The organism is Shimazuella sp. NTD250 (assembly GCF_059510375.1).
Window position 1 is genome coordinate 368,058 of the sequence record NZ_JCAJZS010000002.1, and the last position, 15,452, is coordinate 383,509.

The window sequence follows — 15,452 nt, forward strand, 5'->3', positions numbered from 1 at the left end:
AAGAAGAGGTTTTCTGGTTAGAAAGGTCCTCCTCTTATCTTTCAGAGTTTCTACTCTGTTGGATTTAGCACCATACAGTCTGTTGACTGAGGTTGCTGAGGTTTCATAGGGCCAATCCCTCCACCTCTCTTGATAAGAGATCCTTCGATTTTTTTCGTTTTGGTTGATTTGTTGTTGATTATATATGTAATTATTTTAATTGTAAATAACTACATCGATTTTTCTTTCATTGTTCGCATCATACTCATCATTTTTGTCATCATTTCATCTGACTCTTGCATTTTGTTCATCATCATATCCATGTCCATTTCTGGCATCATGTTCATTTCTTTCATTTTGTCCATCATCATGGTCATCATTCTCATTTTTCCCATCATATCCTCCATCATGACCATCATCATCATATTCATACACATTTTATCCATACTATAATCCTCCGATTTTAGATACTTCAAATCATTACCTATGTTTTCCATAATGTTTGAATATATACTAGCCCGTCCTCTTGGCATAAAAAAACGAGGTTTCCCTCGTTAGGATTATCGATTTCGTTTTGGTTTGGACCTTGACTTCTTCTTTGCCGGCCATAGTTTTTTGATTAGTTTTTGACATTCTTGGATATGGGCATATTCACTTGAAACGTCTACTAATTCTTCTTGTCTGTCTACCGCACGAACCAATCGTTCGGGATAGGAGAGAAAGACAGCTAGAAGTCTTTTTTCTTTCGGCAATAGTTTATTTTCTTGTTCATAGGCTGCTAGTATTTCTGCGGGAGATTCCTCTGGATATCGATGTATTAAAGTAGCAAGGTCTTTTATGGGTGTATCTAGCGCAGCATGGTCAAAATCGATCCAGTACAATCCTTCCTCACTTGTGAGTACATTAGAAGGATGAACCCGACCATGACATATCGTGTATCTCGGGGCAATTCCTTTTTCCACTTGAAGATAACGATCGATTCCTTGGATAGCAAACGTAAATCCATTTTGGGAGAGCTGAGCAGATTGTTCGGATATTTTTGCTTCTCCTTCTTCTAACGTCTCTTGCCAACTGGATACTTGTGTCTTTCGCTGTTCCCAAGACTCTTTTAGATCTGGATCGATGACTTGGTGCAACTTGGGAAACTGTGCTGCTATAGGTTCTGCTAAACGATGAAAGCGCCCTAAGGATGATGCCAGCTCTGTTGCCGATACATGATCATCAGCAGGCTCTTGCCATGGAGTGGCATACCACTGGCTTCCATAAGCAGAAACGACTATTTCTCCATCCTCTGTAGGAACCCACGGAAGCAGATGAGGATATCCAGCTGTGCGAACTTGTTCTAACATGCGGTGCAGTACATACAGTTTTTCTCTCGGTGCATGACTTTCTTTCAGCGCATATTTTTGGTCTCCATCCGCAACCTCCCATACTCCACCCCGATGTTGCACCGAAGAAGGGTCCCATCCAAATGCATGAATCACTTCCCACATCGAAAGCCCTCCTTCCCTAGCTCCGCTTCACCGGAATTTTTACGATTTGACCTTCCACTAAACGATCTGTTGGGAACTGATTCGTTCTAATAATCGCATTACAAGAAACATCATACTTGGCAGCTAATGTATCGATCGTCTCGTCTTTTTGGACAATAACCATTTTTAAGGAAGTAAACGATTCTTCTCTATTTCCTACCAACCACCTGCTCCATTCTCTGCCACGAACTTCTTCCTCTGTATTACTTGGTTCCTTGATTTCTTCCTCTTGTTGTCCTTCTTCAATCACAAGCTGAGGTTGAAAGGCTTCTTGTGATGGTGGTTCTTCGCCTACTTGTTCTTTTGCTATTTTTCTTGTCTCCCGATGTATGGTGCGTTCAACTTCTTCGGGTTTGGATTGTTCTTTTTTTGCCTCTACCTGTTCTGGCTCTGGTTTGGCAGGCTGAGCTGCAAAAGTGGGGGACTCGATCTCTTTTTTCTCTTCTATCTCTTCTTGCTGATCTTCAGAAACCTCTGTGATCAATTCTTCTTCCTCGGCTTCTGGCAATATCCCGTCTATCATCAGAACTGCTTCAATCTGTAATTCAAATGGTGATAAGATCTGGTAATCAAAAGATTCTACTTCTGCACAGACAGTTGCTAGTTCTGCACGGTCACGAGGCAGAGTAATTTCGACAGGAATTACATAGGCAATCTCTTCCCCCTCTCTTTCATAAGGATCATAATCAGAAACATCTGCTTCTTCATCGATATCCCCTTCATAGGTGCCATTCAGCCGAAGATAACCGTGAATTTTAAGATGCTGCCCTTCATCTTTGATCTCCACATCGGGATATAAATCCAATTCCAGAAGCGAACTTATCCCTGCTTGCTGTGGATGCAGACGAATCTTTTCTGAAATATTAAAGCGAAGTTGCTCCACCTGTTCTCCCTCCTTCTATCTTTCAAGCCCTTATGCTGAAATATATGTACGAGATAAAAGAGTTATCACTAGATCGGACAAAATGTTAACAGCTATGTAAAATTGTCTTCTCATCACTTGGAGGTCAAATCATGATTTCATCTCATCCACATACATTAAACGTATATGGATTTCTCGGCTGAAATATGAGGAGGAACAAGTATGGATTTGACCGCTCAATTGCCCAATTGGTTATTGCCTATCACTCATCCAAGCCCCTCGGCAGTAGAACAAGAAATGCGCAGGTGGAATATTACTTACCCGCAGATCTCCCCTTACATCACATCTCCAGCTCCCCCTCTGCAATATGGAAGAAATGTTATCTTTCGATCCGAACTTTTTGAAGTAATCATTCTGCAAATTCCTCCACAAATTGAAACTCCCATACACGATCATGGGGAATCTTTTTGTTGTGTAAAAGTAGTCGATGGCACATTATATAATCGTATCTATCAAATAAAACAATCTACTGAGGCACCTGGGCAGGTAAGAGAAGAGAGATATAAACAAAATGAGTATTTTACCGTAACCCAAGACCAAATTCACTCCATGTACAATCCGAGAAACCAACCTTTGATCACTTTCCACGTCTACTCCCCGCCCATTGAAAATAACCACATTTATAATGAAACACACTTGGAAAATACTATCTCCTCATAAAAAATAAGTACGAAGTACATACTTATCTGTCTAGACTGCTTCTAATATGCTTGGTATAAAGTTCCTATCTTCTTCAAAACATAAGCAAGTGGTACAGTCTGTCAGGATTTCCACTTGTCTTTTTGAGTTGCATACTCACTTGAAACTTAATACATCAATATGTTATTTTCAAGAAATGAGCACTTGATTTACTAGATCAAGAAAGAGGTCATAGAGATGAAACAACAACAGATGGGTGTTATTGGTTTAGGCGTTATGGGCAGAAACCTTGCCTTAAATATGGAAAGTCGTGGATATTCGGTCGCAGTATTTGATAACTTTACAAATTTGATCAATCCTTTTGTCCAAAAAGATGCAGCTGGTAAAAATATCGTTGGTACATATAGTATAGAAGAATTTGTGCAGAGCCTCGAAAAACCCCGCAAAATTTTAATGATGATCAAAGCTGGTGCCCCAACAGATGCTACGATCGAACAAGTTAAACCTCTATTAGATAAAGGCGATGTATTGATTGACGGTGGAAATACCTATTTCCATGACACCATCCGCCGTAATAAAGAGTTAGAGGCAGATGGGATTCATTTTATTGGAACAGGCGTATCCGGTGGAGAAGAAGGAGCACTGCATGGCCCTTCGATCATGCCCGGTGGACAAAAAGAAGCATATGAACTAGTAGAACCGATCTTGACTGCCATCTCCGCAAAAGTGAACGGTGATCCATGTTGTACTTATATTGGTCCCGATGGCGCTGGACACTATGTAAAAATGGTACACAATGGGATTGAATATGGAGACATGCAGTTGATCTCGGAGGCTTACTTCCTTCTCAAACATGTATTAGGCCTTGAGGCAGAGGAATTACATCACGTATTTGCAGAGTGGAACAAAGGAGAACTAGATAGTTATCTCATTGAGATCACGGCTGATATCTTTACCAAAATAGATGAAAAGACAGGCAGACCTCTTGTCGACGTCATCTTAGATACTGCTGGCCAAAAAGGGACTGGAAAATGGACAAGTCAAGATGCATTGGAACTTGGTGTACCCCTGTCCATCATAACCGAATCGGTTTTCGCCCGTATCATCTCTTCCATGAAAGAAGAACGAATGAAAGCGAGTAAAGTATTACAAGGTCCAGCAATTAAACGGTATGAAGGTGACAAAAAAGGTTTGATTGAAGCGATTCGTAAAGCGTTGTATATGAGCAAAATTTGTTCTTATGCTCAAGGCTTCAGTCAGCTGCGTGCTGCTGCAAAAGAATATAACTGGGATTTGCCATACGGAAATATCGCGATGATCTTCCGTGGGGGATGTATTATCCGCGCACAATTCCTGCAAAAAATCAGTGACGCATATGAGCGTGAACCAGACTTAACAAATTTATTATTAGACCCATACTTTAAAAATATTGCCGAAGAATACCAATCTGCGCTTCGACATGTGATCACCATTGCGATTGAAAATGGGATTCCGACTCCATCTTTTTACAGCGCACTCGCTTATTATGATAGTTATCGGACAGAGACACTGCCTGCTAATCTCTTACAAGCGCAAAGAGATTACTTTGGAGCCCATACGTATCAACGGATTGATGAAGAAGGTACTTTCCATACAGAATGGATGGAGAAATAGAAAAGAGGTTGTAGGGATAATCCTACAACCTCTTTTTTAATGCTTTAAGAATTGGATGGCTTACTTGCAACCGACCACCAAAAGAATCCATCTCTTGCTAAGAGTTGATCGGATTCCATTGGGCCCATCGACCCAGCTTCATAATTAGGAAACGTAACATCTTTGTCTTTGTTCCACGCTTTGGAAATCGTATCGACAAACTTCCATGAGATGGATACTTCATCCCAATGGGTATAGTGGGTCGCATCCCCCAATAGACAATCATACAAAAGTCTTTCATATGCTTCAGGTGTATTCATTTTATCATCGCAGTTGCTGCAATAATGTAACTGAATAGGTAAGGAATCTTCTTCTCCTGTGCGTTGCTGAGCGTTAAGATGCAGTGTCATCCCTTCATCTGGTTGAATATGGATCACCAATAAATTAGGATGCGGATGACTTCTATCCCGGTAAAGGTTCATTGGTAAATCTTTAAACTGCACGACAATTTTCGTTGATTTTTCTTTCATTCGTTTTCCGGTACGAATATAGAACGGAACACCCGCCCACCGATAATTGTTGATCATTAGTTTCCCAGCAACAAATGTATCGGTTGTAGAGTTTGGATCGACATTGTTTTCTTCCCGATAAGCGATTACATCACGATCTTCGATGCGTCCTTTCCCATATTGTCCCCGAACGAAGTATTGTTCTACTTCTTCTTCTGTAAATGGCCGCAATGCGCGCAATACTTTCACTTTTTCGCTTTGAATCTCATCTCGTGTCAAATTGATAGGAGGCTCCATCGCAAGCAGTGCCACCATTTGCAGCATATGGTTTTGCACCATGTCAAGTAAAGCCCCAGATGATTCATAATATCTGCCGCGATCTTCTACACCCAATGTTTCACTGGAAGTGATTTGGATGTTGGAAATATATTGGTTGTTCCATAGTTCTTCAAAGATGGCATTTGCAAAGCGGATGACAGTAATGTTCTGCACCATCTCTTTACCTAAATAGTGATCGATTCGATACACTTGATCTTCGTTAAATACTCGGCCAATTTGATCATTTAAGTCTTTTGCAGATTCATAATCATGACCAAATGGCTTCTCGATGACCACACGACTCCAGCCATCTGTTGACGTCAAACCGCTTGATTTTAAATTTTCGCAGATCGTACCAAAAAACTGTGGTGCCATTGCGAGATAAAACATACGATTGCCTTCCGTATGGTATTGGTCATCCAGTTTTTGCAGCAGAGTTTGCATGGTATCAAAAGATTTTTTATCTGTTACATCTGCTGGCTGGAAATAGAAATGGGAAGCAAAATCGTTTATATCCTTTATCTTTCCTTCGATTTTCTCAGCAGAATTTATGACACTTTGACGAAAGTCTTCATTGGACATCTCGCCTCTGGCTACACCTACTACTGCAAAGTCTTCGGAAAGTTTGTCAGCATTATACAGTTTGTACAGGGAAGGGAACAATTTGCGCTTCGCTAAGTCACCTGTAGCACCAAAGATCACCACAATTGCTTTTGGCTGAGTTGACATAAAGTTTTACACCTCATTTTGATAAGAAAGAATAAGTCCTCCAAATGAGCAAATCCACTAATACCTAGTTCCAAACCCGCTTGATAGGCATGCCTTCCATGTCTGTTGTAAAAACAAAAAGGACGCTCCAGTCATGCAAAGCGAGACTAGGAGCATAGCGACGTAGCGAGACTTGTCCCTTAGGTGCATATCTTCGCTTAGGATTACTTGTATTTATTTTTGCTCAATTAAGGTCGCTTTCATGTTTGCTACAAAGTGAATACTAACAAAAGAAATAGGAAGAGGAAAACCCGCGCAGCAGGTCTTCCTTCCCCTATTCTACCTTAATCTATCTTTATGATTTGATTTTCTTCTAATTTTACCGTTCCTTGTTTTAAGATGGTCACTTTTTCTCCTTCTTTTAAGTTGGTAAAAATGATTGGAGTGATAGTAGAAGGAGCTTTCTTATTCAACAAGTCGAGGTCGACATCAAGCAGATGCTGTCCTTTTTTTACTTGATCTCCCTGAGAGACATGAGCAGTAAAACCTTCTCCCTTCAGTTCTACTGTATCAATCCCAATATGAATCAAAATCTCATGCCCTGATGTAGAAGTAATGCCAATTGCATGTTTGGTCGGAAATAGTGTTTCAATTTTCCCATCACATGGAGCTACTATCTTTCCATTTGAAGGTAGGATAGCAAATCCGTCTCCCATCATTTTTTGGGAAAATACTTGATCTGGAACTTCTGATAACGGTACAACCTTTCCTTCCACTGGAGCTACAAACTCATCGAGTTTACCCTCGACAGGGGCAGTCGTCATCGTATTCGCGATCTCCTCTGAATTAATCGGATTGGCTGGGGCACGACCTTCCATTACCTCTTGGATTTGCCCTTTTAGTGTATCCGATTTCGGACCGAAGATCGCCTGAATATTGTTACCAACTTCCAACACCCCAGCTGCACCAAGTTGTTTGAGTTTGTCTTTATTCACATCTTTTGCATCATGAACCGATACACGTAACCGTGTAATACAGGCATCTAAGTGAGTAATATTTTCTTTTCCACCTAAGGCAGCAAGTACTTGACCTGGCAATTCATTCTTTCCAGTAACTACTTTGGCAGCGGATGGATTGTTTTCTTCTTTCGGATCTTCCCGTCCAGGCGTTTTAAGATCAAACTTTCGAATTGCAAAGCGGAATCCAAAGTAATAAATAACCGCAAATACGAGACCTACTGGGATAACAAGCCACCATGCAGTCCGGTTTTGAAGTACCCCAAACAAGAGATAATCGATCACACCACCTGAGAATGTCATCCCAATTTTTACATTGAGCAATTGCATTACCATAAAGGACAAACCTGCAAACACTGCATGAATGGCAAACAATACAGGAGCCACAAATAAGAAAGTGAACTCAATTGGCTCCGTGATCCCAGTTAAAAATGAAGTTAAAGCAGCTGAGCCCATAATCCCAGCCACATATTTTTTATGCTCTGGTCTGGCTTCGTGATACATAGCAAGGGCGGCTGCTGGCAATCCAAACATCATAAATGGGAATTTCCCAACCATAAATGTTCCAGCTGTTAGTTTTACACCATCTTTTAATTGAGCAAAGAAAATATTTTGATCCCCGTGTACAGATTGCCCTGCTTTGGTGACGTAGGTACCAAATTCGTACCAAAAGGGAGCATAAAAAATGTGATGCAGTCCAAATGGAATCAAAGAACGTTCGATAACACCAAACACAAATGCAGATAAGGTTAAGTTAGCATTTACCATGTTGGTCGAAAATGCATTTAAGGCATGCTGGATCGGCGGCCAAATAAAGATCAAAAGAACACCCAAAATTACGGCAAAGAAGCCAGTTACAATGGGGACAAATCGCTTTCCAGCAAAGAAACCTAGATAGGAAGGAAGTTCAATCTTGTAATAGCGATTAAACATAATCGCTGCTAAGGCTCCCACGATTATCCCTCCAAATACACCTGTCTGCAAGGTCGGGATTCCGAGTACACTAGCATATGCAGGGTTATTGGCGATTTTCGCAGGGTCCAACTGATGAGTGGCAATTAAAATGGTACTCATCGTCTTATTCATGATGAGATATCCCACAATTGCTGCAAGTGCTGCTACTCCATCACCTGCAAGTCCTACGGCAACTCCTACGGCAAATAAGAGAGAGAGATTACCAAATATAATATCTCCAGCTGATGACAATACGTTGGAAACCAGCTGAATCCATGTGGAATTCAAGGAAGGTATAAATTGTATTAGTGTGGGATTTTGTAAGGCTGTACCTACACCGAGCAAAATACCAGCTGCTGGCAAAATAGCAACAGGCAGCATCAGTGCTCTCCCAACTTTTTGTAATTTACCAAAAAGCTCTTTAAACACGAATGAAACACCCTTTCTAAAGTAATATCCAAAAATGGTATAAATGCAAAAAAACCAGATCACGAGTAAATCATTTGGCTAATTTCCAATGGTAGTCATATACCCATTAGCGTTCACCACAATGATATTTTCTACTCATGCCTGATCGAATCAGTCACACGTATAAGACGATAAAATTTTCATATATGCGCAATAAAGTATGCGCTTACAATTAACCTCCTGTATGTAATCTCAAAATTTAAGGCACATCTATGATTAAACTATAATCAATTTAATAAATCAATAATAAAAATATATAAATTTAGCATAACACAAAGAGAAACAGCCTGTCCCTATAAGAGAAACAGCCTGTTTTACCGTATTTTTTCTATAGATTTTTTAATGCATTGCGATTCGCTTCCAATGTTTGGTTGATATCTTCCTCACTATGGGCAAGAGAGAGGAACATCCCTTCAAATTGAGAAGGCGGCAATAGTACTCCTTCTGCTAACATGTTTCGATAATACTTTGCAAACAAGTTCGTATCTGCTGTTTTTGCTTGGTCATAACTTATTACGTTTTCATTTGTGAAGAAGAGACAGACCATCGATCCCACTCGATTAATATGATAGGGAACACCAGCTTCTTTCGCATTTTGTCTCAATCCCTGTTCCATCATCTGTCCAAACTGTTCTAATTGCTCATAGGACTGTGGAGATAATTGTTTTAGAGTTGCGATTCCACCCGCCATTGCTAAGGGATTTCCAGAAAGTGTTCCTGCTTGATACACCGTGCCGGCTGGAGCAATCATCTGCATGATCTCCCCTTTTCCCCCATATGCTCCGACAGGTAGTCCTCCACCGATCACTTTGCCCATTGTCGTCAAATCCGGAGTAATTCCATATCTGCCTTGAGCAGAGTGATAATCTACGCGAAAGCCAGTCATCACCTCATCAAAAATTAAGACAATCCCATACTGCTCCGTTAAACTGCGAAGACCTTCCAGAAAACCAGGCTGCGGCGGCACAACACCCATATTTCCAGCGACTGGCTCCACAATAATAGCTGCAATATCTTCCCCTACTTCTTCACACACAAGCTCCACACTCGCAAGATCGTTATAAGCAACTGTCAACGTATGCTGAGCAGTATGTTCTAAAACCCCAGGACTATCTGGCAATCCCAACGTAGCAACACCTGACCCTGCTTTGATCAGCAAACTATCGGAATGTCCATGATAACTCCCTTCAAACTTGAGGATTTTTTTCCTACCTGTATAGGCCCGAGCTAATCGTAAAGCACTCATTGTCGCTTCTGTTCCAGAGTTCACCATCCGCACCACTTCCACTGACGGCACACGTTCTCTGACCAACTCTGCCATTTCGGTCTCTAACATAGTTGGCACACCAAAGCTTGTCCCTTTCTCCACTGCTTCGTGCAAAGCTGCTGCTACATCAGGATGAGAGTGACCTAAAATTAGCGGTCCCCAAGAACAAATATAATCTATGTATGTATTTCCATCGATATCGGTTAACTTTGATCCTGCGCCACTTTCCGCAAAGATCGGATGCTCCATCACTGAACGAAATGCGCGAACAGGTGAATTCACACCACCAGGTATAAGGGGGAGTACTTTTTCAAATTGCTCTTTTGATCGATCATACTTTCTTGACAATGCTTCTACACTTCCTCTCAAATGCCACACATGATGATTCCATTGTAACATGTTCATTTCAAAAAGGTAAAAGAGTGATCACCCTTCTTATTTTCATATACTCAAAGGAATGTATCTATAAACAAATATATATTTTTTTTTATCGAATGGAGATATTATGATTGATTTATCAAAACACGAGAGGAACATTCGAATATGAATCCATCCTACAAAAAACTTTTTGAACAAGTAACGTTAGGAGACATTACATTAAAAAATAAAATCATTATGGCTCCTATGACACATATGGCTTCCCATGAAGACGGCTCTATTTCCAACAAAGAATTAAACTATTATGCCCGACGTGCAAACGGTGTAAGTGCAGTGATCACAGCAGGAACTTATGTGATGAGAAATGGTGGAATACCAATGGGACCAGGAGTTCATAGTGATGAAATGATTCCCGGTTTACGAAAACTCGCTGCCACCATTAAACAGGAAGGAGCAAAAGCAATTCTGCAAATCTTTCACGGAGGTCGACAATCTTCCGCGGTCGAAGGAGGAGAAGTGGTAAGTGCGAGTGATGTTCCCGAAGAAAGAGAAGACGCTCCTATACCACGTGCATTAGCCGACAAAGAAATAATTGAAATCGTGAAGGCTTTTGGTCAGGCGACAAAAAGAGCGATTAAAGCGGGATTTGACGGAGTAGAAATACATGGCGCTAATGGTGGACTGATTCAACAATTTTTCTCTCCTCATGCCAATAAACGGACTGATGACTGGGGTGGAACGCGCGAAAATCGGATGAAATTTGCACTCGCAATCATCGATGAAGTAAAACAAACCGTTGATCAACATGCCAAAAGGCCGTTTATTGTAGGATACCGGATATCTCCAGAGGAAACGACGACACCTGGTATCACTATGGCTGACAGTTTGTCTATGATCGATATACTAGTTACGAAACAACTTGATTATCTCCATATCTCCTTGAATCACTTTTGGACTCCACCCCGTCATGGTGTGCAAGATACAAGATCTCGGTTGGAGATCATTCAAGAACGTGTGGGTCATCAAGTGCCTATCATTGGAGTTGGCGGTGTGTATACTCCAGAAGATGCTTTACGCGCACTGGATACAGGAGTACTTCTAGTAGCGATAGGACGGGAATTACTCTTGGAGCCAGATTGGGTAAACAAGGTCAAAGAAGGCAGAGAGAGCGAAATCAAAACAACTCTGTCCCCTAATGATCAAGAGCGATTACAAATTCCAGATGTACAGTGGAATATGATTACGAGTTTGGGCTGGGTTACGATGGAGCAAGAAGAGGGTAGTTTGGAGAGGCAGTAACAATGGATACAGTCTTGCAAAAGGTTTTGATTGCAGGACTGTTTTTTTATTATCTCCAGCTATATATAACTTTTCTCATCGTGACTAGTGTGTAAGAAATGATGAGAATCGTTTATACACGAACGAATATTTATTATCTAAATGGAATAGCTTTTATAAACCTTTTCCGATATAATTTGAGTACAAACTGGTCAACCCGACGAAAGGTTAGGTCCTCTCATGGACAGCACCTCCCAGTGGTTCACGGACAAGTTCCTGTGGATCGACGGCCGGCTCGACGGCATCGACAACCGGCTCGACACCATCGCCATCCTGGTGGTGCTCCTCGTGATCTTCGTGGCCGCCCTCGGCTACGCGGTGTTCAAGCTGTACACCGACCGCGAGAAGCTGAACGAGTTCGAGAACAGGATCTCCGCTCTGGAAGCCAGCAGGCCCCAGACGGCGGACTCGGCGATCCACGGAGCCCTCAACGACATCGCGGGAACCCTCCAGGGTCTCAACAACACCATGAGCGGGGTCGGTGACCGGCTCGGCAGTCTCTCCGGCACCCACCACGGTCTCGGCGACGAGATCCGGGAGCTCCGGGAGGCCATCCGGGAGTACGTGGAGGTGGTCGAGGACGGCACCGAGCAGAACTCCGGCTTGGAGGCCACCGACGGCTCCTCCGACCAGAAGGAACCGAAGCATCTCTGATGACCTCTTCGGCGCCACGGCGGGCTGCGGCTTCCACATATGTGGGAGCACGCAGTCCGCCGCCGTTTTTATCCCCCTCTTTCCCTTTATTCCTCCAATTTAACAAAGAAATCCCCCCAACTACAAGAAATGGAGGGATATGTTATATAAAAAAACACCTACTGGAGTCACCGTATCAATTCGGGAAAAATACACATTAAGGAGTCGGTTCTTTGTACTACTTACTTTTTATACCCAATCTTCATATCTTTAGCACATACCGGGACTAATCCTGATAAAACAAATCCCTAGGGACGATAGATGCTATCTGCAGTACTAAAGAGCAAAAAGTATAGACAGGCAATTTCATAAATACTGATCCCTTCACTATACTGATAAATTGTATAGTTACGGAACTTTGTAGTCCCTACTTCAGCGATGACTTCCTTTTTACTCTGATCTATAAAAAGAAGATTCTCATTACTTAATTCACTGCTATACCGAATAATAATAGTTAAATCATCTCTTTCATAAGTAACACTTTTAATACCAAACTTGCATACTCCCTTGAAAGATTCGTTCTTATTGTTTATTGTTACATCCCATTCTGTAAGTCTTTCTTTCGATTGTGCCTTCTTCCAACTTCTTTCTTCAGCTTTAACAATTATCTCTTCTTTTCCCCTAGTAAGTACATCAGACCCTAGCCAATTCATAGCTGTCTTCAGTATGTTTATGTTTAATCGCTGAAAAATGTTATTAGAAGAATACCGTTGCACGTCCCCAATTTTGATTCCCTGATCATCATATATATTAAAGGGGCCCCTACTACAATTGAATAGGGGTAATTTCATATTAAATGACTTCATCTTTTGTATTACCTCCAAATCTATAGCCGATTTTAATTAAACTAGTTATTCATTAGATTCCATATGTTCATCTTACTATATGCTTGTATTTTATGTTTAGACAATTCAGATATGTTAGATTCTAAGCCCCTTAACATGCAATTCTTTAAAGTTATAGGAATACTAAACGTGTGTTTTTTCCGAAGTGGTATGGGAACCCCTACTGGCAAAATCAATCCCATTAATTGTCAAACAATGATGTCCATCCTCTTTCTTATATACACAACAAATAAGAATTCATTATTATATTTGAATTTTGTTTGCTATAATGTGAATACAATCTGGCATCGACACCGAAGAAAGGCTAGGTCCAACCATGGAATCCGTACCCTCCCTGTGGCCGAACATGGACGACAGCTCGTTCCCGTGGCCATGGTTGACGGACACCCTCCGCAAACTCGACTGGACGAACTACATCCAGAACGAGCGGCTCAACTACCTCAGCAACAAGATCAACGACCTGAGCTGGCAGGTCAGCATGCAGTGGGGCTTGATCATCGTCCTCATCCTTGCGATCGTCGGTCTGGTGCTCGCGCTGTACGCTTTCTTCCAGCAGCTGCGTGCCAAGGACGCCCAGATCCTTGCCCTGCGGGCGGAGATCGGCGAACTGCGGCAGACGTCCGCGAACCAGACATCGCGGCTCGACGGACACGATCGGCTCATCCACAGTCACAAGAAGCAGCTCGACCTCCAGCTCGATGACATCGAGGAGCTCGGAGTGCGGGCTGGCGGGCTGGCGGAGCGAGTCTCCGAACTGGAAGGGGACTTCGATCGGTTCGAACGGCGGATCGTCAACCTGCGGCGGGATCTCTTCTTCCGTCCGCAGAGCCTCACCTCGACGGTGCGATGTGGTCTGAACATGATCATCTACTACGTCATCATCGACGGTGTCGATCGGAGCCAGACGGCGACCGAGACCAAGGGCGACACCGGGGACACCTCCTACAAGGAGAACCCCGACGGCTCCTCCACCACGGAGGAATCGAAGTGACGCTCTGACTTCGGGTGCCACGGCAGGCTGTGAACTTCCACACTGTGGGAGCGCGCAGTCTGCCGCCCGTTTTAGCCACTTTTCCTTCTCTTATTTCTCTTTATTAAAAACCCAAGTTCACATATAAAACAAGTCATTTAATCAAAATCTCCTATTTCCTTCAGCCAAATAGTAAATTTCCTTATATACATAAGAGTCTAAAAAAATCAATATTCTTTTCCAATTTTGTTTGTTATAATAGGGGTACGAAGGTTCCATTCACCCAACTCGGAAGGCACGGTCCTCTCATGGACGCGTTTGACATCATCGTCCTCATCCTCCTCGCAATCGGAGGCTCCATCCTGCGGCAGCAGCAGCGTGAGATCAACTCCCTGCGGCGCCAGATCACCAACCCCTGGATCAAGGGTTCGCTGGCCAAGAAGGTCGACGACCTGGAGCAGGGCGTCAGGGACCAGCGCAGGTGGAACGACACGGTGTCGGCGCAGCTCGACGACCACGAGAGGGAGATCCGGAAGAACACGTGGTGGCACGAGTTCGCTCTGGAAGACATCAAGTGGCTGGACAACACCGGCCACACGAAGCACTTCTGGAACAACTTCTGCAAGATGAACCAGACGGCGTCCGACAGGCAGCCGAGCGGCAACGACGGGCAGCCGAGCGGCAACGACGGGCAGGACTTCCACAAGGAGACCACCGGCGGCAAGACCCTCTAGTCCTCTCGGACACCACGGCGGGCTGCACCTCCACACAAGTGGAAGGTCGCAGTCCGCCGCCCGTTTTGGTTGCTTTTATCATACAATTCTCTACATCTCTCCATTAGAAAAATCCCATACCAATACTCTCCAAAAAAAATACACACAATCCTTAGTTAGAATTGTGTGCACGATATCTATCCTACTTCGCATACTTCCCGATAAAATACTTCACTTCTTTGGCTTCTTTGTACAATCGAAATGGCTTCTTGAGCATCCTACGTGGAATTTTCCGCAAAAAATATGCGCGATTGACTTGGTACTCTTTCATGATTCGGGACGGTTTGGTGGTGAGCCGGTTTTTTAGTTCTTCATAGATTTCATGTTTTAAATCTACCTTAACATCCACACTCCGTCCACAAACCTCGCAATGGATATGGGAAATAGAATTATTAAAATAGGTGATCCGATGAGGGGTATCATCTGAGCAACGGATGCAAAAAAATTCGGTTGTTTCTTGTGTCTCTCTCACCTATCATCCCTCCATTCAATTCTAAATAGGAATACTCTT

Annotated in this window: 14 protein-coding genes and 1 riboswitch; of the genes, 6 read left to right on the forward strand and 8 right to left on the reverse strand. The window is 42.8% G+C overall.

What is annotated here, in order from left to right; all coding sequences use genetic code 11:
• Positions 1 to 31: 31 nt before the first annotated feature.
• Positions 32 to 139, reverse strand: a riboswitch (SAM riboswitch).
• Between the two features lie 70 nt (positions 140 to 209).
• The 3 genes from AC5WOF_RS06725 to AC5WOF_RS06735 all read right to left on the reverse strand — a co-directional run bounded on the left by AC5WOF_RS06725 (position 210) and on the right by AC5WOF_RS06735 (position 2,394).
• Positions 210 to 425, reverse strand: coding sequence for a hypothetical protein (locus tag AC5WOF_RS06725; protein ID WP_496049174.1), 216 nt, complete (start codon positions 423 to 425; stop codon positions 210 to 212).
• 114 nt (positions 426 to 539) lie between these two features.
• Positions 540 to 1,472: a phosphotransferase gene (locus AC5WOF_RS06730; RefSeq protein WP_496049175.1), complete on the reverse strand. Its 933-nt coding sequence runs from the start codon at positions 1,470 to 1,472 to the stop codon at positions 540 to 542.
• A gap of 16 nt (positions 1,473 to 1,488) precedes the next feature.
• Positions 1,489 to 2,394 carry a LysM peptidoglycan-binding domain-containing protein gene (locus AC5WOF_RS06735; RefSeq protein ID WP_496049176.1) on the reverse strand — a complete coding sequence of 302 codons (906 nt, stop codon included), beginning with the start codon at positions 2,392 to 2,394 and terminating at the stop codon, positions 1,489 to 1,491.
• Positions 2,395 to 2,595: 201 nt separating this feature from the next.
• Between AC5WOF_RS06735 and AC5WOF_RS06740 the strand changes: the two genes are divergently transcribed.
• Positions 2,596 to 3,093 carry a cysteine dioxygenase gene (locus tag AC5WOF_RS06740; protein ID WP_496049177.1) on the forward strand — a complete coding sequence of 166 codons (498 nt, stop codon included), beginning with the start codon at positions 2,596 to 2,598 and terminating at the stop codon, positions 3,091 to 3,093.
• Between the two features lie 216 nt (positions 3,094 to 3,309).
• Positions 3,310 to 4,725, forward strand: coding sequence for an NADP-dependent phosphogluconate dehydrogenase (gnd, locus tag AC5WOF_RS06745; protein ID WP_496049178.1), 1,416 nt, complete (start codon positions 3,310 to 3,312; stop codon positions 4,723 to 4,725).
• 44 nt (positions 4,726 to 4,769) lie between these two features.
• Here the strand turns inward: gnd and zwf are convergent, their stop codons facing one another.
• The 3 genes from zwf to hemL form a co-directional block, all read right to left on the reverse strand.
• Positions 4,770 to 6,260: a glucose-6-phosphate dehydrogenase gene (zwf, locus tag AC5WOF_RS06750; RefSeq protein WP_496049179.1), complete on the reverse strand. Its 1,491-nt coding sequence runs from the start codon at positions 6,258 to 6,260 to the stop codon at positions 4,770 to 4,772.
• Between the two features lie 323 nt (positions 6,261 to 6,583).
• On the reverse strand, positions 6,584 to 8,590 hold the full coding sequence (gene ptsG / locus AC5WOF_RS06755; protein ID WP_496049439.1) for a glucose-specific PTS transporter subunit IIBC: 2,007 nt from the start codon (positions 8,588 to 8,590) through the stop codon (positions 6,584 to 6,586).
• Between the two features lie 415 nt (positions 8,591 to 9,005).
• A complete protein-coding gene (gene hemL / locus AC5WOF_RS06760) occupies positions 9,006 to 10,343 on the reverse strand; it encodes a glutamate-1-semialdehyde 2,1-aminomutase (protein WP_496049180.1) in 1,338 nt (445 codons plus the stop codon).
• 144 nt (positions 10,344 to 10,487) lie between these two features.
• Here hemL and AC5WOF_RS06765 point away from each other — a divergent pair, with 144 nt between their 5' ends.
• Together AC5WOF_RS06765 and AC5WOF_RS06770 are read left to right on the forward strand one after the other, a co-directional pair.
• Entirely contained in the window at positions 10,488 to 11,621 is a 1,134-nt protein-coding gene (locus tag AC5WOF_RS06765; RefSeq protein ID WP_496049181.1) for an NADH-dependent flavin oxidoreductase, read from the forward strand.
• A 219-nt stretch (positions 11,622 to 11,840) separates the two neighbouring features.
• A complete protein-coding gene (locus AC5WOF_RS06770; RefSeq protein WP_496049182.1) occupies positions 11,841 to 12,314 on the forward strand; it encodes a hypothetical protein in 474 nt (157 codons plus the stop codon).
• Between the two features lie 287 nt (positions 12,315 to 12,601).
• Here AC5WOF_RS06770 and AC5WOF_RS06775 read toward each other — a convergent pair whose 3' ends face one another.
• On the reverse strand, positions 12,602 to 13,006 hold the full coding sequence (locus AC5WOF_RS06775) for a hypothetical protein (RefSeq protein ID WP_496049183.1): 405 nt from the start codon (positions 13,004 to 13,006) through the stop codon (positions 12,602 to 12,604).
• 538 nt (positions 13,007 to 13,544) lie between these two features.
• On the opposite strand from AC5WOF_RS06775, the gene AC5WOF_RS06780 reads away from it, so the two are divergent.
• Positions 13,545 to 14,189: a hypothetical protein gene (locus AC5WOF_RS06780; protein WP_496049184.1), complete on the forward strand. Its 645-nt coding sequence runs from the start codon at positions 13,545 to 13,547 to the stop codon at positions 14,187 to 14,189.
• Between the two features lie 287 nt (positions 14,190 to 14,476).
• Positions 14,477 to 14,902: a hypothetical protein gene (locus AC5WOF_RS06785; RefSeq protein WP_496049185.1), complete on the forward strand. Its 426-nt coding sequence runs from the start codon at positions 14,477 to 14,479 to the stop codon at positions 14,900 to 14,902.
• Positions 14,903 to 15,083: 181 nt separating this feature from the next.
• Here AC5WOF_RS06785 and AC5WOF_RS06790 read toward each other — a convergent pair whose 3' ends face one another.
• Positions 15,084 to 15,413, reverse strand: coding sequence for a bh protein (locus tag AC5WOF_RS06790; protein WP_496049186.1), 330 nt, complete (start codon positions 15,411 to 15,413; stop codon positions 15,084 to 15,086).
• Positions 15,414 to 15,452 lie beyond the last annotated feature (39 nt).

What these genes read in the sequence shown, in the direction of transcription:
- AC5WOF_RS06725 (WP_496049174.1), bottom strand. Translation starts at nt 425, where the DNA reads ATGGATAAAATGTGTATGAATATGATGATGATGGTCATGATGGAGGAT.
- AC5WOF_RS06730 (WP_496049175.1), bottom strand. Translation starts at nt 1,472, where the DNA reads ATGTGGGAAGTGATTCATGCATTTGGATGGGACCCTTCTTCGGTGCAA.
- AC5WOF_RS06740 (WP_496049177.1), top strand. Translation starts at nt 2,596, where the DNA reads ATGGATTTGACCGCTCAATTGCCCAATTGGTTATTGCCTATCACTCAT.
- gnd (WP_496049178.1), top strand. Translation starts at nt 3,310, where the DNA reads ATGAAACAACAACAGATGGGTGTTATTGGTTTAGGCGTTATGGGCAGA.
- zwf (WP_496049179.1), bottom strand. Translation starts at nt 6,260, where the DNA reads ATGTCAACTCAGCCAAAAGCAATTGTGGTGATCTTTGGTGCTACAGGT.
- ptsG (WP_496049439.1), bottom strand. Translation starts at nt 8,590, where the DNA reads ATGCTGCCTGTTGCTATTTTGCCAGCAGCTGGTATTTTGCTCGGTGTA.
- hemL (WP_496049180.1), bottom strand. Translation starts at nt 10,343, where the DNA reads ATGTTACAATGGAATCATCATGTGTGGCATTTGAGAGGAAGTGTAGAA.
- AC5WOF_RS06765 (WP_496049181.1), top strand. Translation starts at nt 10,488, where the DNA reads ATGAATCCATCCTACAAAAAACTTTTTGAACAAGTAACGTTAGGAGAC.
- AC5WOF_RS06770 (WP_496049182.1), top strand. Translation starts at nt 11,841, where the DNA reads ATGGACAGCACCTCCCAGTGGTTCACGGACAAGTTCCTGTGGATCGAC.
- AC5WOF_RS06775 (WP_496049183.1), bottom strand. Translation starts at nt 13,006, where the DNA reads ATGAATTGGCTAGGGTCTGATGTACTTACTAGGGGAAAAGAAGAGATA.
- AC5WOF_RS06780 (WP_496049184.1), top strand. Translation starts at nt 13,545, where the DNA reads ATGGACGACAGCTCGTTCCCGTGGCCATGGTTGACGGACACCCTCCGC.
- AC5WOF_RS06785 (WP_496049185.1), top strand. Translation starts at nt 14,477, where the DNA reads ATGGACGCGTTTGACATCATCGTCCTCATCCTCCTCGCAATCGGAGGC.